Here is a 17864-nt window from a genome sequence, read left to right as displayed (position 1 = left end):
GATACGTGAATACAGGCGAATAGAGTCAAAAGTTGCTGCTCATTATGCCACGGTGAATCAAGAAGGCCATGATCTCAACTGCAGTTTTTAATCGGTATGAATAAGAATTGTATGAAATTGTATTTCGAAGGGGATACAGCCCGGCTCAGGGGCTGTATTTATAGTTATACCTTAGGTTATACGTTAGCCAGCCGTTGCGACCGCCTCTCCCGGGAGGGCCTGAAGCTTAACTTGCTGACCATCTTGTAAGGTTTCGGCACCACGAATCACGACTGTGTCGCTATCGGTCAGTTCGCCATTGACGGCTATCCAGTCACCTTCACCATCGCCGAGTTCAACCGGGATCTTCACCGCTTTATTGTTGGTGTCTATCTTAAACAGATGGGCCCCCGCCGAGCGAAGCACGATAGCATCTCTTGGCACTAAGGTGGTGAGCTGTTTAGGTGCTATAGGCAGAGCCAGAGAGACAAGTTCGCCAACACTGAATGCATCTTGCATTTCGATTGGCAGATCGATACGAGCCTCGAAGGTTTGTGAGCGGATATCCGATACGGGGATCAGGCTACGTATATTGGCCTGAAACTCACCTTCCGTGTGATAGATATGAAGCTCATCTCCCACCTTTACCCGTCGGCTATGTTTCAGAGGCGCGTGCAGACGTATCTCTAAGTTATCGGGATCTGTCATAGCGATGATTGAGACCGAGCGGCTGATATCTTCACCGGCCTGGTGTTTACGTTCGGTGATGATGCCGGAGAAGGGGGCTTTGACTTCGGTGCGGCTGATATCGTCCATGATCATCTTCAGCTTTATCTGTGCCAGTTTAAGGTTGGCAGCTGCCAGATCTCTGTCTGAACGCGATTTATCCAATTCGGTTTCGGAAGCACTCTTGCTGACGATCAATTTTTGCAGGCGTCGGTATTCGCGCTCAAGCCGTGTCAGACCGACTCGTTCATATTCTATTTGTGCCTCTTGCTGCTCTTTTTGCAAGGCTAATCTTGTCTGTTCTAGTTTGGCGACCACTTCTCCTGCCTTTACTCGGGTGCCCGCCTCCTGGACCCACTCCAATTTACCGTCTATACCTGCAGTTAACTCGGCGCTGCTACGGGAGTGAACCGAGCCTATGACCATGATCTTGGGAGAGAGAGCCCGATTCTCTACTGAAACAACACTGACTAAGCTAGGGGGAGTCTCCTCTTTTTTATCCCCTTCGGCAGCTATGGCGCTCTGAGGGGAGAGCAGTGACAGAGTCAGTGATAATGTGATAATCGTTGGGATAAAAGTAAGCAGTTTCATCACTTGGCTCCGGATTCGGTTGCATTAGAATGAGTTAAAGGGCTGTGAGTGGTTTGAGTGTTGCGTGCCAACAGGTGCGTTAACCTCAATAAACTCGGCATTAATATCAGGGTAAACAGGGCACTGAATGTCATGCCGCCAACAATGACGGCCGCAAGCCCCCGATAGATTTCGCTACCGACGCCAGGTACCAGCATGAGTGGCAACATGCCAAAGATAGAAGTGAGTGTGCTCATATAGACAGGACGCGCCCGCGTGGCAACAGCCTGATAGATAGCGTCGTCGATATTGAGTCCATCCCTGGTTCCCTGGCGCGTCTGATCGACTAACAGGATGGCGTTGTTGACCACTAAGCCCAACAAGATGATGAAGCCGATCATCGTCAGTAGATCTAAGCTTTGAAAGCTAAACAAGTTTAGTAGTCTAAGGCTGAGTACGCCACCGCAGATGGCCAATGGCATCGAGAGCAGTACCAGCAGGCTGTCTTTAGCCGATTTAAACATGGCGGACATCAGCAGGAACAGAATAATGACGGCAAGCAGGAAGTTAGCCCCCATATCTTTTATTGTTTGATCCAGCTTGTCGGCGCTGCCCCGGAACTTGAGTGAGCTGTTCGCAGGCAAACTGGCTTTCAGGCTGGGGATCGCCTTCTCATTGATGGTCTCCAATGCTTCATCCAATGACATATCGGCTGGTGGAAATATCAATAAACTGACGCTACGTTTGCCATTAACTCTTTGTAGCTGAGTCGGACCCACGGTACGTTTAATTTTTGCCAGTTCGCCTATTGTTTGAATACCCGCAGCCTGGGTATAAACAGGCGTTGCCGATAGTTGCTCCGGAACCTGCCATTTGGGGCCTTTTAACAGAATATCCATGCGTTCGTTACCATCGAAGTACTCTCCGACAAACAGGCCGGATGTATAGGCTCGAATGGCATTGGCTATCTGGGTTCTATCGACGCCGGCCTGAGCGAGTCGTCGTTCGTTAGGAATAAGCTGAAGTTCAGGTTGGGCCATGGATAGTCCCGGCAGTGGCCGAACGACGGCACCGGGAAGCGCATCGGTGATAAGCTTCATCCCTTTACCTGCAGAGGTCATCAAGGCTTCCATATCCGGGCCCTGAAGATCGATATTGATCGCCCGGCCACCGTTAAAGCCAAACTGCAGCAGTGAACCCCGGTTGGTAAACGCCTGAGTATCGGGCAGACCGATTAATATCTCATCATTGAGAAGTTTAATCATCTCATCGGCTTGAGAGGGATCTTCCGGATAGATAAATAGCACGTTAAATGCGGCGTACATAGAGAAGTTATAACCCTTGATATAGGGAGACTTCTCCTTATCGTAGTAAGGCTTGAGTCGCTCAATAATCACATCTCCCACCTCTTTCTCCAGCGTCTGTACGTTGGAGCCGGGAGGTAAAGAGAAGAAAGCAAATATGCCATCGGAGCGAGCCTGAGGTAAAAAATCCGGACGCGGCATTAATGCAAAGGTCATGAAACCACTGCCAATGATCAGTAGTACACACCAGATAGCCGCCCGCTTCTTATTTCCGGTGAGGGTGCGGATAAGCCCGGTCAGCCTGGACCATAAGTTTGGCCTGTCCACCTGTGAGGCCTTTTTTTCGGGGAGCTTTAGCCACAATAGGCTAAAGACTGGAATCAAGGTTATTGCACTGATAAAGGATGAGACGACGGCAACCGAGAGTGTAAGGGCCAGATCGGAGAATAGCTGCCCCTCCACACCCGGCATAAACAGTATGGGGACAAAAATGGCAACCGTGGTGGCCGTGGATGCCATGAGCGCGCCCTTTACCTGTCCGGTACCCTCTTCAATCGCTTTTCTGAGCCCGCGACCTCGTTGCAGCAGTCGCACTATATTTTCCTGAACAATAATGGCGGCATCGAGCACTAAGCCGACGGCAAAGGCAAGGCCGGCCAGAGAGATCACATTCAGCGTGCGACCCATGGCCTCCAGGGAGAAGAAGGCGATAAGCAGCGCGACGGGAATGGTCGAGGCGATCATTAAGGTGGCACGGAAGCTGCGCAGGAAGGCGAACAGGATCACAAGAGCTAACAGTACGCCTATCGCTAAATTTCCTTTAACCAATAAGATGGCGCGCTTGATATGTATAGAGGCATCGAATGAGAGGTCCATAACCAGACCAGCCTCTTTCAAGTCTCCGGCATTCAGTTCATCGATAGCTCTGTTTACACCGTTGAGTACGGTGACGGTATTCGCATCGAAGGTACCTTCGATGGTCATATAATAGGCCGGATAGCCATTACGCTTAGTAAAGCCCTGAACTTCGGCGCTGGATACTGCGACATCGGCGAGCTCGTTGATATATACCGGACGTCCATCGTTGTAGGTGACGATCAGGTTACCTAAGTTCTCCGGCGTGTATTGGCCGATAAATCGCACCATGTATTGGCGACGACCTACGTTTGCTGTACCGCCGGAGATATCGGCGGCCCGTGATAACGTATTGCGTAGTTGCTCCAGTGTGATCCCCAGTGCTGCGGCGCGATATGGATCAAACTGAATGTGCAACTCCTTGGGTCGTCTGCTCTGGAGCTGCACGCTCCCGACCCCGGTTATCTGCCTGAGTCTGGGTTCTACAACATCGTCGATGAGCTTCTGGTACTTTGCGAAATCGGTATCCGGGTTATCCGGGGCCATGCGAATGAGTAGTGAGGCCAGGTTAGGTGCGCCCCCACCGCCACCGACATTAATAAAAGGCTCGTTGGCATCGAGGGGACGAGGCGGGGTTTGATTGAGGGCGTTGATCACATTGATCATCGCCTCTTGCATATTGCTCCCCACCTCAAAAGTTAATGAGACCCGACCAAATCCCTGGGAGATATTTGAGGTCATCTCAACGACTCCGGGAACCTGTCTAAGTACATTCTCCTGAGGTTCTATGATGTTAGATTCCATTTCCTGTGGTGCTGCTGAGCGCCAATTGTTGAACACTGAGATTTGTGGACGCTGAATATCGGGCAGCAGCTGGATCGGTAACTTGGCGATGGCTAAGGCACCAAAAATGGCGATCAGCAACAGGGTGACTAAGGTGCCTGCTGGATTATGGGTACTTATTCGAGTCAAATTCATTGTCTTTCCTGACACTTAGAGAGTCTGTGGGAAGGGCTCTCTTTCTTTGAAGGTCATTTTCTAATGACTGATAGTAAAAGCTAATTGTTAACAGGTCTGCATCATTTAGTTAGCAAATGTTACTGTGCAGGTGGAGATCTAAGTTTTATAATCTTTAATGATAATTGTTTGTATTTAATAAACAGTGGCTTAAGTAAATTTCATTGCTTTTTCACTCCAGCTTGATGACAATGACTTAGCCCAAATAGTGATAGGAATTAAAATGCTGGCACAAACAATGATTGATCAATTAAACGCTCAAATTAATGTTGAGTTCTTCTCTTCAAACCTTTATCTGCAGATGAGCGCATGGTGTGAAGACAGAGGTTTCGAAGGTGCGGCTAAGTTTATGCGCGCTCATGCAGACGAAGAGATGCAACATATGCATCGTCTGTTTACTTATGTTAGTGAAACTGGCGGTATGCCATTGCTTGGTGCAATTGAAGCACCACAGTCAGAGTTTTCATCTTTGTTGGCGTTATTTGAATACACCTATGAACATGAGCAGATGATCACCAGTAAGATTAATGCACTCGCTCATGCGGCTTTCACTAATCAAGATTACTCTACTTTTAACTTCCTTCAATGGTATGTCTCTGAGCAGCACGAAGAGGAGAAGTTGTTTAAGTCGATTGTCGATAAGATCCGTTTGGTAGGTGAAGATGGCAAGGCGCTATTCTTCGTAGATAAAGATCTGGCTCAGATGGCTATCGAAGAGTCTGCCAGTGTAATGACAACTGCGGGTGAGTAATCCTTCGATAGGCTAGCTTAGGTGATTATACCTATTGGTATTCGCCAACAGCTTTTTGCCTGATTAGGAACACTTCAGCTAATGACTAAGGAGCAGGCTTTCTGCTCCTTTTTGATCGCTTAGAGCAATTGCTACTTTGTTCTATAGCGTAGAGCACCTTTTCAGCTCAACTTCTTGCGCCGGTTTCAAGTTGTCGACCAATAACTCGGTCAGTTCATTGATAGGTCGGGGTCTTGAGATCAGATAACCCTGGCCAAAATTACAACCTAAGTTTTGCAAGAACTCCCACTGCTCCTCGGTTTCTATGCCTTCGGCAACGAGTTTCAACTCTAAGCTTTGCCCCATCATGACAATCGCCTTGATCAGGTTGGCATCTGATTGACGCGCCAGCATATTATCGATAAAGCTCTTATCTATCTTAATTACCGAAATAGGAAAACGCTTGAGGTAACTCAATGAGGAATATCCGGTACCAAAGTCATCAATATAGATATCGATACCGAGATCACGAATAGCCTCCAGTTTTTGCTGACACTGCTCGGTATCATCCATCAGCATGGATTCGGTGATCTCAATGTGAAGGTATTTAGGTGCTATCTTGTGCTTTTGCAACATATTGTCCAGCAGGGAACTAAAGGGGGCCTGATTGGAGTTGATAAGTTGTCTGCCAGAGACATTGATCGCCATGTTGATCATAAAGCCATTAGCATGCATTTGGCTTAGATCGGTGAGCGCTTGTTGTATTACCCATTCACCTATGGGTTCGATGAGCCCTGTTTCCTCGGCAACTGGAATAAACTTATCCGGTGAGATGAGTCCATACTTGGGATCGCGCCAGCGAATAAGCGCTTCAACTCCTATGACTGTTCGATCGTCCATGTTGACTATGGGTTGATAGAACAGACAGAACTCTTCCTGCAGTACGGCTCGTCTTAGGCGTTGCTCCAGTTGTACTCGCTCCAGCATATTGCTGTTCATGTTTGCAGAGAAGTAGCGGTAACTGTTGCGTCCATCGCCTTTTGCCTGATACATAGCCGTTTCGGCGTTGCGGGTTAACAGCTCTCCGTCATCACCATTTTCCGGGTATAGACTCACACCTACGCTGGCAGAGATCATCAACTCATTATTACTGAGTCCGAAAGGTGAGGATAGGTGATCGATAACCCCCTCAACGAACTGGCGCACCTCACTCCTGTGTTTCACATTGGAGAGAATAATGACAAATTCATCACCACTGAGCCGGGCGACAAAGTCATGTTTACCTAGAAGCGACTCTAATCTGGCGGCGACCAGACACAGGAGCTCGTTACCAACGGAGTGACCATAGATATCATTGGTATATTTAAAGCGGTCGAGATCAATGAAAAGAATGGCAAGTTGTAGAGACTGCTGCTTTGCAACTGACATCTCTTGCTGAATTTTCAATGTGTACTGGTGGCGGTTGGCCAGATTCGTGAGTGGATCATAATTTGTCTTATACCAGATATCTTGTTCATATTTTTTACGATTACTGATATCGAGAAAAAGACCGATATGGTGAGTGATCTCATCCGCTTCATCTCTGACGACTGTGATGGCTAAATATTCCGGATAGACCTGACCATCCTTACGTTTATTCCAGATTTCACCTTCCCACTTATCTAACTCTTTCAACGACTTCCACATGGAATCATAGAAATGATGTGGTTGTTGATTGGAGTTTAGTACTGATGGGTTTCTGCCTTTGACATCTTCCAGACTATAACCGGTTATCTGAGTAAATGCGGGGTTAATGAGTTCAATGTGGTTATCTTTGTCGGTAACCATGATCCCCTCTGCAGAGTAGTCGAATACGGCGGCAGCCAGGCTGATCTGACGGTTGGCCTTGAGCCGCTCCTTAAGCATAAGATTCAGTGCCTGAGACATCTGGGCAATTTCATCATTGCCTCTGACCGGCACAGTAAGCTCAAGATGAGGATCGTGGGCCATCTTCTGCATATCGTTGGCGATACAGGCGATGCTACCGACCAAGTTTCTCACCATGCTACGTCCCAAAAGGAAGAGCAGTAGGATTGTTAGCAGAGCGGTCAGGATCCCTATCACGAGATAGATGATAGATTGATTTTTTTGTTCAGAACTGAGTTTGGCAACCTCGTCTGTGATCACCGAGCTGACCCTGTGCAGATGATTGATCCGCTCGCTTGCAGTTTCCCACCAAACCTCACTGTCGACGCTGGGGGCTTGATACTGAAGGAGTGATAATGCGTTGAGCATAGGTTCGTCGTCTATACGTATCCGGTTGTCCTGTTCCTCTATCGTGAGCTTTTGTTGCTTGAGTACCCGTAGCTGGTCGATATGTATGGCGTAGTTATTAATGGTCTCAGCAATCTGTCCGATCGCACTAAGCTGGTTATCGGTAAGATCTGAGTGCTGCCTGATCTTAGTCAGCTGAAAGTTTATCTGCTTTAGATTTATATTGAAGCTGTCGAGATACTCTTGATCTCCTCTCAAGAGATAGTTCTTGAAGTCATGAATCAATCCGCCATAACCCATAGATACACTCATCTCTTGTGCCTGTTCGATCAGCTCTATCTGAGTCTTGACATGCTTGCGCATAAGAAGATAGTCGAGATTAGATTTACTCGTTAATAAGTCTTTGATTAGCTCTTTGTTTTCATCTATCGCAGTCGACAATAGTTGAGAGACGGCGTGGTCTAATTCGTGCTCAATCGTATTTATGCCGATATAGGCGCCGGCTTCCATAAGATTTGCCGATAGCAGCCGATTCATAAGACCACGCTCTTTTCCCGCCAGCTCCTGGATCATGAGGACATTGATCAGATCGTTATAGGCTCTGGCCTGGGGGACATCTTCGGTCTGTTGCTGTAGTTGCGAGATAAAGATTAATAGCTGATGATTGAACTCTGAGTAGAAGTGAAATGATTCCTTTTCCAGTTTTTTAGTGACATCTTCACGGACTAAGATAATCTCATGACTCATGGTTTTTATCTGATTCAAGCTGTCCCGAAGGGGGGGGAGCTGATTCGAATTGCCCTTTAATGCCCGGAAAAGCTGTTGAATAGCCTTACCTGTCAGCAGTTGGGATAAATGTTTATCGGTATCGACCCTTTGGGTCGTAAGCCTGTTCTGGTATTTATCACCTGCACTACCTATATACCCTGCGGAGAGGCCGCGCTCTTTTTGTAGTTCGAAAATCAGATTTTCAACTTCTTGAGTTATCTCAATGGCCAGAGCATTTTTTTGAGCGGATTGATAGCTGTCTGAAAGGTGCAGCATCCCCATAGAGCCAAATAGTGTGAGTAACAGCATTGGAATTGAAGCAAACAAAATTAACTTTTGTTTTAAGCTAAGCCAATTCATTACTGATGACATTTAAGTGCTCCGTGCCTGTGTTGTTCTACGGTGTTTTCTGGTGTCTATCGCGACCGTAAAATATTGGGTCACGGATAAATATCATAGCTTTATAGATGTGTCATAGTTATTTCATGGAAGTCTAATCTAGGTCACGGTTTTATTTTTGATGTGTCAAGAATTCGACTAAAGCATTATTTTTGTTATATTTATTAATGATGATATATGTGATTGTTTTATAAGCGGGACAGTGGGGGTGTCAATAACCATAGTTTTCATATGGTTATTGACGCTAAACAAAAAGCAGGGGGTTCTGCTTTTTGTTTAGTTTACTTTTACGAAGCTAGATTAACTGGCTTCGGCCATCATAGATTTGCGGTATTCGACAATATCTTCGATGGTCAGAACGGGAAGATCATGTTTTTCCCCGAAACTGATGATCTCAGCTAGTCTGGCCATGGTGCCATCGGGATTAGTTATTTCACAAAGCACGCCGGCTGGCTTCAACCCTGCTAGTACCATCAAGTCGATAGTCCCTTCTGTATGACCTCTGCGAGTCATTACACCACCGGGTTGAGCGCGAAGCGGGTATACATGACCGGGGCGAGCCAGGTCGTCGGGTTGGGCGTCGTCTGCAATTGCGGTTTTGATGGTGGTCACACGATCGGCGGCAGAAACCCCCGTAGTGACTCCCACCTTTGCCTCAATGCTGACCGTAAATGCCGTTCCATACTGGCTCGAGTTATTCTCGACCATCGGAGGAAGGGCTAAATGCTTAACTCTTTCATCGGGAAGACAGAGACATACTATGCCGCTACCCTCACGAATAAGCAGTGCCATCTGTTCATTGGTTAGCGTTTCGGCTGAATAGATGAGATCGCCTTCATTTTCTCTATCTTCATCATCGACAACGAGAACGCCGCGACCTTGCTTGAGAGAGGTCAGCGCTGTTTCGACACGTTCGATAGCTGTGCCGAAAGGGGAAAGTAATGACTGATTCATGGTTTAAAATCCTTAAAAACTACATTGGGTTTTCCAGAATCAGGGCGTGCAGAAAATGACACCAACATTGCAGATACAATGAGAGTGTGAAATAAGAGGTGGAGACGGTACGTACACCGAACAAGAGGCTGAGGAGTTCCTTCGAGTCTCTGTCAGATTCTGTGCACAGCCATTCCATCTTACATTCTCTTTCATCCGGACTCAGGCTTGCTACTTAAGTAGAAAGCTCATTACCGTCGGCTCTGGAATAGTTTGATTTCCAACGACAATAAAGTCTAATTGAAAAGCAAAGATCACCAGATCTGCTGACCCCAAACTGAAATATGATCTTCGAGGATAGTTCTTCTAAGATATTAAAGTCAGTGTGGGCGCTCGCGGGCTTAAGTTTCAGGCTGACCTGAAAGCTATCACCGCCGGTGGGGAGTTTCACCCCGCCCTGAGAATTTACTCGCTTATCAGGCAATAGTCCGATAACGAGCGCAAGCATGGTGCGCTTCTTTTATACAAATGACAAGTGGTAACCAGTCAAGTGTGAGGTATGACCCGTGTTTGGATAATATCTTCGGACTCAGGGCATGTCGCTTTCTTTGCTTTACCTCAGAGGTTATCGACTTTAGACTCGACTCAATGATCTGTTTCAACCCAAGTCATCGTCTAGCAAGGATGTGTAAGATGTCTATGATCCCTAAGTTCGTTTCGAGTTTAGTACTATTAACCCTATCCGTTGGATGTACGTCTATGAAGCCTGTTGATCCGGTTCAGCCCCCGAGTGCTGAAAAAATCCCTAATGAGATGACGTTGCATGGCATCACGCGCATCGATAATTACTATTGGTTAAGAGATGACGCTCGTAAAAATCCCAAAATATTGGCTCACTTAGAGGCTGAAAACCTATATACGAAGGCACAGTTTTCTCCGCTTGAAGGCTTTCAACGAACACTGTTTGATGAGCTCATTGGCCGTTTGGATAAAGATGAATCGAGTGTGCCATACCTATGGCATTCACATTGGTATTCACGCCGATATAAGCAAGGTTTTGAATATCCTCTGGTGATAAGACAAAGTGAACCTGATGGCGAAGAAACTCTGTTACTCGATGTGAATTTACGCGCAGAAGGCCATGAATTCTATGGCCTTGGCGGTGTGTCTGTGAGTCCCGATGAATCGATAATAGCCTTCGGCGAAGATACCTTAAGTCGCCGAATTTATAGGATCTATTTTAAAGAGATTGCCAGCGGGAAATTGTTAAAGGATGAACTTACGGGAACCGATGGCCGGGTTGTTTGGGCTAATGATAATAAGCATCTGTTCTATATTGCCAAAGATCCTAAAACCCTGTTGGGATTCCAGGTGTTTCGTCATCAATTAGGGACGCCACAATCACAAGATGTTCTGGTATTCGAAGAGCAGGATGATAGTTTTTACATCTCGTTGGGTAAGTCTCTCGATGAGTCCAGAATTACGCTTTTTAATGAGAGCACGACTACGAGTGAGGTGTCGGTACTCGATGCCGATATGCCATTGGGTGACTTTAAGCCACTTTTGGCAAGAGAGGAGGGGCATGAATACTCTGTCGCTAAGCTGGGTAGTACTTACTACATTCTCACCAACTGGAAGGCGATTAACTTTCGCTTGATGAAGGTCGACGAGACTCAATTTAGTGATAAGGATATGTGGCAAGAGGTTATTGGCGCCAGTGCGGATCGCCGTATTGAAGATTATCTCCTGCTGGAGAAATTTTTAATCGTGCAAACTCGTGAAAATGGGATCAGCCGCCTTTGGGTTTCCCCCCTAACTCATGCTGATAACAGTGATATCAGCCAAGGCGGAAAGGTTGAAGGCGGGCCTTTTGAGATCCCGTTCCATGACCCGGCCTATGTGGTGGGGCTGGATGTCAATGCCATACAGGAGAGCGATAAGCTAAGGATCTACTACTCGAGCCCAACGACTCCGGAGTCGATTTATGAGTATGACCTAACCAGTCTGCCGACACGAGTGTTACTCAAGCAAGAAAAAGTACTTGGAGGGTTTGAAAGCGAAGCCTATAAGGCCGAGCGTGTATTCATCACGGCCAGAGATGGTGCTCAGGTCCCCGTCACCTTAGTTTATCGAAAAGATTCATTTAATAAAGATGGCAGCAATCCACTCTATCAATATGGTTATGGTGCCTATGGCCATACGATTGAGCCTGATTTTGACAGTTCGGCGTTAAGTCTTCTGGACAGGGGGGTGGTGTATGCCATTGCCCATGTCCGTGGAGGGGAGATGTTGGGAAGACCCTGGTATGACGATGGCAGAATGCTGAATAAACAACATAGTTTCGATGATTTTATCGACGTGACCAAGGCGTTGACGTCTCAGGGGTACGGTGATAAGAAACGTGTGGTTGCGGCTGGCGGCAGTGCTGGTGGCTTGTTGATGGGAGGCGTCATCAATCAAGCTCCTGAACTTTATTTTGCCGTTGCAGCCCATGTGCCCTTTGTCGACATTGTGACAACAATGCTGGACGAGTCGATCCCTTTGACGACCAATGAGTATGATGAATGGGGTAATCCCAATGAGAAGACATATTTCGACTACATGCTTAGCTATTCGCCCTATGATCAGATAAAGCAACAAGCCTACCCCCACATGCTCGTTACTACCGGCCTTCATGATTCGCAAGTGCAGTATTTTGAACCCGCTAAGTGGGTCGCTAAGCTCAGGGATTATAAGACTGACGACAATGAATTACTCTTTCATATTGATATGGAAGCGGGTCATGGTGGTAAGAGTGGCCGTTATAGGAGATACCAGGATACGGCTCAGGAATACGCTTTCCTCCTGGGTCTACTGGGACTTAACGAGGTTGAGGCTAGATGAGTGAACCTATGTGGTTCCTGTATATGATCCGATGTGCTAACGGTCACCTCTATACCGGGGTGACGCTGGATATTGAACGGCGGTTTAAGGAGCATCAAACCGGTGGACCTAAAGCCGCTAAATTCCTGCGAGGTAAGGGGCCTTTGGCCTTAGTGTATAACGAGGCAGTAGGCACTAAGTCTGATGCATTAAAGCGAGAGATTGCGATTAAGCGTTGGCCCAGAACTAAAAAGCTTGCCTTGATAGGCTAGGATTATGAAAATCGAGGTGGATACGGTCCCCCCTGAGTACCCTCTTTCTCTGGGGAAGTTAGACCTTTCGTTTAAGCCTCAATTTTGATGGATTGCATTCTTTTTATTAGAGCAATTGAGTAAACAATCTTCGCTATATCATGAAGATTGTTTATTTCTCCCAGTTTTAAGACCTAAAAAAACTGACAGACGTCTTCACACTTCTTTCACCTCCTTCGATGTACTCTCTGTCAGCTATAAGTCTTAACTGTTATTTGAGCTCAAATTTGAGGAATATGATGACTGCTCTGATGGAACAAACAAGAGAACCTATCTCTCATCGAACCGAACTACAGGGGGCGGGCTTTCAGTGGTCCTTGTATGGGTTGTTGATACTTCACTTTGCCACATTATTATTTGATAGATATGGTGAGTTATCTACTAAGGCAAGGACTAAGGTGAAAACAAGGCTTAATCTGGATACCTGAAGTTTGTGCTGCCGGGCTTATCGGCCAGACACAAGGCATAGATATGGCTGTAATTTGCAGACGGGGTGGGCAGGGGCTAATTGGGACAATTTATCATTGTCCTGCCTAGCCGCCTGCGCCGGGAAGACTATTGGTTGCCGATAGTGGGCTATACCAATCAGTATAAGAAAGTGATCTACTCAGAGTTATTTTTGGCAAACTAAATCAAGGCGAATAGATGATGCAATGGTGATCCCTTGTGAAGCTATTCAACGAGGAAGTAGGCAGTCAAAAAACACTCCTGAAAGGCGAGTTTTAGCGCTTCTTATGCTGCGTTAACGAGCTTAAACGTAGAACAACTATGCTCTTCACTCGCTGCCTTGCCTCAGAAGCGCTAAACTCTCGCTGAGCGATCACATCTTTATACTGATTGGTATTAATGCATACTTACCGGACCATTTATCCGATCGAAGCTCACGTCACCCGAGCCGGAATCGATAATGTTTAATCCCAGAGTGTTGACGACATCTATACTGCCGGAGCCATCATCAATGGTTACCTTGCCCTGTACGTTCTTTACAGAAAGGCTACCGGAACCATCGTTTATAGTGATATCACCGTCGACATCTTTTATCTCAATAGAGCCTGAGCCATCTTCGAGCTGGATCTCACCATCGACATTATTAAGGGTGATACCACCTGAGCCATCTTCTATCTCCAGGTTTTTTCCACCTTGTATAGCGATACTCCCGGAGCCATCCTGAAGCTTAATGTCGGCGTCAACGCCTGAAATATCTATGCTGCCTGAGCCGTCATCAATACTCATCTTCATCTGTGAGGGGACTTTCAGCACAAGATCCATATGTGGAGAGTTCCCGAAGCTCACATTTGAATCGAAATCGGCAATCAGGTGTGCCTTTGTTCCCTGACGTTCGAGCGAAAGCTCAGCCTCTACGCCATCTCGGGTATAGATATCGGCCTCGAGTGTTATATGGGTTAAACCTTTAACTCCCTCTATTTCGAGCGACCCCGCTCCGGTGTCGGCAACCAGCGCATTGAGACCGCTAGCATCGAGTTGAATGGATTGGTGTTGATGCTCAAGAGGGCTCATATCGGCACCATTAACATTAATGATGCATCCAGAAAGAGATAAACTTAAAACACTAGCTAAGATAGTAGGGCGAATGAGCATCTTATTATTCCTTTTAAAATCAAAATATTCTTGTTTGGTAACTTTCTTCTGTACACGTGACTTAGCATTGTTCATGCCAACAATGTATCCATATGTTTATTAAGTGTTTTGTTAATGTTATTTAAAATGTTTCTCTTAAGTGTTAGCTTTTATGCTCAAAAGGTAAGGTACTTGACCTATTGAGTTGGTTAAATTTATTAACTCGCTCCCCTAAAAGAACAAGATAAAGAACAATAAGAGAGATAAGAGATGGATTACTTAGCTGTAAATAAAGCCGCTTGGGATAAGCGTACAAAAATCCATGTAGGTTCGAAGTTTTATGATGTCGAAGGTTTCCTGAAAGGTAAGAGCTCATTACAGGAGATAGAGCTGCGGGAGCTGAATGTAAAAGGTAAGAGTCTGCTTCATCTTCAATGCCATTTCGGCTTAGACACCTTATCCTGGGCACGAGAGGGGGCCGATGTCACCGGAATCGATCTCTCATCCACCGCGATAGAGCAAGCACAAGAGCTGGCGAAACACCTTGAGGTCGAGGCTAAGTTTATCTGTACCGATGTATACAACACGCCAGAGCGAGTACCCAATCAATTTGACATCGTGTTTACCTCTTACGGCGCCATCGCCTGGCTGCCAGATCTGGATAGGTGGGCGCAAGTGGTGAGTGATTGCTTAAAGGCTGGTGGACAGTTCTATATGGTGGAGTTTCATCCTTTAGAAGCCCTGTTCGACGGCTACAGTTATTTTGCGCAGCAAGAGCCGGATGTCGATGATGAGGCCACCTACACAGAGAACTGTAATGGTGAGACAAATACTGTGATGAGCTGGCCGCATCCTATCTCTGAGGTGTTAAATGCCCTGATGAGAGCCGGGCTGGAGCTAAAGGGTTATAACGAATTTGACTTCAGCCCCTATGATGCATTTGCCGGCTTGCAGGAGGAGAGTGTCACTAATCCTGCTGGAGAGCAGAGCTGCAGATACTTTCTTGAACATAAGCAGCAACGTGTGCCATTGACCTATTCGGTGAGTGCGATTAAGCGAGCTTGATGCTGTCTGTAAGGTAAGCAAATAAAAAGGCCGCATGGAGAGTGCGGCCCCTGATTGAGATAGTAGAGATAAGTTGAGATTTACCTCTGTCTCACAACTGGGTATTTTTCATAGTTATCATCAAAGTAAGGACTTCTTTGATAAAACCAGCGTAAACGCGCCTTTGGATCTGCGGCGAATGCTTCATCTTTGAGTGCTTCATTAAATGCCTGTTGTAGCTTTGGGTTCTCCTGGAGCATCTGAGCGGCCAAAGGCTCAACGGCATAATTTTCAATGTATTCCGTTCTGGTAAATATTGGATTGAAAAAGCCCCATTGCAACAAGGAGTCCGGCGATTGAGGCTCAAGCAACAAAATGGCAAGGTCACCAAGGGGTTGTCTGGTTTCTATCTTGACGGTTCCGGCTGGCAGTAGAGTGTCGATTGGGCTGAGTACTGCCTGGGCGCTTACACGCTGTCGGCCTTCGTAATCTTTAACTGAGAAAGTCGGCTGACTTAGGCGGTATTGCTCGACACTTAATTGAGTCGGGGCTTCTAAACGGGTCATACGTATACCGTGAATATTAAGGCGTTCGATAACCTCATCCCATTGTGGTGGAATGTAATAGGCGCTTGGGCGTTTCACCCGAATGTCTGCCACTGAGTTACCTATGACAGGTAGATCCGGGTAGAGCTTAGGTTCACCAGTCCAGCGAACGATATCATTACCACTGATAGCACTTTGCTCTAATCGGTAATTTATTCCTTTAAAGTCCCAGCCTTTTTTCTGCTGCTGCTCCTTCCAGGTCAGAGTGATCTGAGGCGAGTAGCTGTATTTATCTTGCTGAATGGCAGATCTGAGCTTAGTGGACTGTTCGCCAACCGTTTTGAGCGTTGCCTCCAGCATAACGTAGGTGCCGAGAACGCGCTGCTTGAAGGGTTTAAGACTGTGATTTTCAATTAAAATAGTCGGCAGGTGGCGTGCATCGCCATAGCCGTTTGAGTATCTTGGGCTTGGATTCCATAGCGACATACCTTTAGTTATGTCCGTATTATCGATTGCAAATATCAACTGCCCGGGAATGTGTCCCTGAGCCGAAAGCTCGGCCTCTATTGCAGGGCGATAGTTCTGCTCAAGCCAGCGGTAACTGGCCGGACTGAGCCCCTGTGGCTGGTTGTAACCAAAGGTGACATCATACTGATAGTCTATGCCATCGGTGACATGCACATCGATGTAGAGAGCCGGTTGCCACTCATTGATGGCATGCAGCATATGCTGCATTTCCAGAGCATCTGCCTTGGCAAAATCCCGATTAAGATTGAGGTTTTTTGCCGTCGTACGCCAGCCCATATTCACAGGCCCGCGTTGATTGACACGGTTATATTGCGTCGAACGTTCATGAGCATCGACACTAAAAATCGGTACAAACAAAAGGTTAGCGTTATCGAGTAGAGCTTCTTTTTCACCGATAACGATATCTCTTAGCAGCATCATTCCGGCATCTTTGCCATCGATCTCTCCGGAGTGGATCCCTGCCTGCACCAGTATGCTTGCCTTACCATTTTTTTGTAACTCCTGCGGGGAGTCTGCACCTTCACTCGATGCGATGATCATCCAGATGTCTCGCCCTTGAGGACTCTTACCCAGGCTGACTTTCTTCAGTTTATCCGTCTGTTCAATGAGTGTATCTAGCCAGGCGAAAGTTTCCTCATAGTCAGGGCTGGTTTTAAGACCGTTTTGTTCGAACGGTGTCGCCCACTCATCATCTGCATCAAGAAGCAGAGCTTCACTCTTGCCATGCCATTCGATGGCTGGTGGCAGTATGGCATCGTTGATATATGTTGTGGCTACTTGGGGCTCAGCCAGCTGGGAGGTCACTTCATCGTTAGCGAGTACGCCGGAGCTTGAAAGGCTAACTAAGATGGCTACAGATAAGAGCTTGAAATGCATGTTGGCTACTCAATATTGGTTTTATTATTAGCCAGATATCTTTCATTAAAAAAGTAATGAATACAATAGGAGGGAGTCACGTAATAGCTTTTTATATTCCTATCCTGGAGACGGTTCAATATCTCTCCCCATCTCATCATCGAAGATAGATTCGATAGGCACTGCAAAAAGCCTGGCGAACTTAAATGCCAAAGGTAAACTCGGGTCATACTTGCCCTTTTCGATGGCATTAATCGTCTGCCGGGAAACCTCGAGTTTTTCAGCGAGATCGGCTTGGGTCCAGTCTCGCTCAGCACGGAGCACTTTTAATCGATTTTTCATCTGTATCTCAACTGTATCTTAGGCGGCCACTGACGATGCCAGCGATATAGGTTAATGCCATCAGCGCTATCAGGTAGGCTGAGTTCAGCTCCGGAAGAATGCCATTTTTAGCTAAAATTGAATAGCTTGAGAAGCTAATTATGGTAGACATAATGACTCCCCACGAGGTGCTAGCCTCCAAGTTCGTGGGTTAGTCCAAAATAATTAAATTGTGCACCAGAGCCATACTGTATTTGTGACCATACAATATTGCAAATGGAGGCTA

The 17864-nt window shown here is 46.6% G+C and carries 13 protein-coding genes and 1 riboswitch; of the genes, 5 read left to right on the top strand and 8 right to left on the bottom strand.

The genetic code is table 11. The features are described 5' to 3' along the window. Positions 1–183: 183 nt before the first annotated feature. Both EKG39_RS19785 and EKG39_RS19780 read right to left on the bottom strand, forming a co-directional pair. Positions 184–1296: an efflux RND transporter periplasmic adaptor subunit gene (locus EKG39_RS19785; RefSeq protein WP_126507736.1), complete on the bottom strand. Its 1113-nt coding sequence runs from the start codon at positions 1294–1296 to the stop codon at positions 184–186. Next, positions 1296–4412 (bottom strand): efflux RND transporter permease subunit, encoded by a 3117-nt coding sequence (locus EKG39_RS19780; RefSeq protein ID WP_126507735.1) that lies wholly within the window; start codon positions 4410–4412, stop codon positions 1296–1298. The genes EKG39_RS19785 and EKG39_RS19780 overlap by 1 nt, the downstream gene beginning before the upstream one ends. A gap of 262 nt (positions 4413–4674) precedes the next feature. On the opposite strand from EKG39_RS19780, the gene ftnA reads away from it, so the two are divergent. Next, the gene (ftnA, locus tag EKG39_RS19775) at positions 4675–5202 is read left to right on the top strand and encodes a non-heme ferritin (RefSeq protein WP_126507734.1); all 528 of its coding nucleotides are present in this window, start codon (positions 4675–4677) and stop codon (positions 5200–5202) included. Between the two features lie 141 nt (positions 5203–5343). Here the strand turns inward: ftnA and EKG39_RS19770 are convergent, their stop codons facing one another. Then, the gene (locus EKG39_RS19770) at positions 5344–8574 is read right to left on the bottom strand and encodes an EAL domain-containing protein (protein WP_126507733.1); all 3231 of its coding nucleotides are present in this window, start codon (positions 8572–8574) and stop codon (positions 5344–5346) included. Positions 8575–8901: 327 nt separating this feature from the next. After that, the gene (gene ribB, locus EKG39_RS19765) at positions 8902–9555 is read right to left on the bottom strand and encodes a 3,4-dihydroxy-2-butanone-4-phosphate synthase (protein ID WP_126507732.1); all 654 of its coding nucleotides are present in this window, start codon (positions 9553–9555) and stop codon (positions 8902–8904) included. A gap of 179 nt (positions 9556–9734) precedes the next feature. Beyond that, a riboswitch (FMN riboswitch) is annotated at positions 9735–10003 on the bottom strand. A 224-nt stretch (positions 10004–10227) separates the two neighbouring features. On the opposite strand from ribB, the gene EKG39_RS19760 reads away from it, so the two are divergent. From EKG39_RS19760 to EKG39_RS23780, 3 genes are all read left to right on the top strand, one after another. Next, positions 10228–12417, top strand: a complete 2190-nt coding sequence (locus EKG39_RS19760) for a S9 family peptidase (RefSeq protein WP_126507731.1) — start codon at positions 10228–10230, stop codon at positions 12415–12417. Next, the gene (locus EKG39_RS19755) at positions 12414–12668 is read left to right on the top strand and encodes a GIY-YIG nuclease family protein (RefSeq protein ID WP_126507730.1); all 255 of its coding nucleotides are present in this window, start codon (positions 12414–12416) and stop codon (positions 12666–12668) included. Before EKG39_RS19760 ends, EKG39_RS19755 begins: the two co-directional genes overlap by 4 nt. A 547-nt stretch (positions 12669–13215) precedes the next feature. Further along, on the top strand, positions 13216–13338 hold the full coding sequence (locus EKG39_RS23780; RefSeq protein ID WP_281276274.1) for a hypothetical protein: 123 nt from the start codon (positions 13216–13218) through the stop codon (positions 13336–13338). A 212-nt stretch (positions 13339–13550) separates the two neighbouring features. Here the strand turns inward: EKG39_RS23780 and EKG39_RS19750 are convergent, their stop codons facing one another. Beyond that, positions 13551–14306 (bottom strand): DUF4097 family beta strand repeat-containing protein, encoded by a 756-nt coding sequence (locus EKG39_RS19750; protein ID WP_126507729.1) that lies wholly within the window; start codon positions 14304–14306, stop codon positions 13551–13553. A gap of 249 nt (positions 14307–14555) precedes the next feature. On the opposite strand from EKG39_RS19750, the gene EKG39_RS19745 reads away from it, so the two are divergent. Beyond that, positions 14556–15350, top strand: coding sequence for a class I SAM-dependent methyltransferase (locus tag EKG39_RS19745; RefSeq protein WP_126507728.1), 795 nt, complete (start codon positions 14556–14558; stop codon positions 15348–15350). Between the two features lie 80 nt (positions 15351–15430). On the opposite strand, the gene EKG39_RS19740 is transcribed toward EKG39_RS19745, so the two are convergent. From EKG39_RS19740 to EKG39_RS23460, 3 genes are all read right to left on the bottom strand, one after another. Further along, positions 15431–17278 carry a M14 family metallopeptidase gene (locus tag EKG39_RS19740; RefSeq protein ID WP_126507727.1) on the bottom strand — a complete coding sequence of 616 codons (1848 nt, stop codon included), beginning with the start codon at positions 17276–17278 and terminating at the stop codon, positions 15431–15433. Positions 17279–17377: 99 nt separating this feature from the next. After that, positions 17378–17599, bottom strand: a complete 222-nt coding sequence (locus tag EKG39_RS19735; protein WP_126507726.1) for a helix-turn-helix transcriptional regulator — start codon at positions 17597–17599, stop codon at positions 17378–17380. Between the two features lie 7 nt (positions 17600–17606). Then, complete coding sequence (locus EKG39_RS23460; protein ID WP_185817671.1) at positions 17607–17750, bottom strand: hypothetical protein; 144 nt, start codon at positions 17748–17750, stop codon at positions 17607–17609. Between the last annotated feature and the right edge of the window lie 114 nt (positions 17751–17864).

Origin of the sequence: Shewanella atlantica (assembly GCF_003966265.1) — a bacterium.
Taxonomy (GTDB): domain Bacteria; phylum Pseudomonadota; class Gammaproteobacteria; order Enterobacterales; family Shewanellaceae; genus Shewanella; species Shewanella atlantica.
Note: the sequence above shows the minus strand (reverse complement) of the source record. Positions and strands in the feature narration are given on the sequence as shown.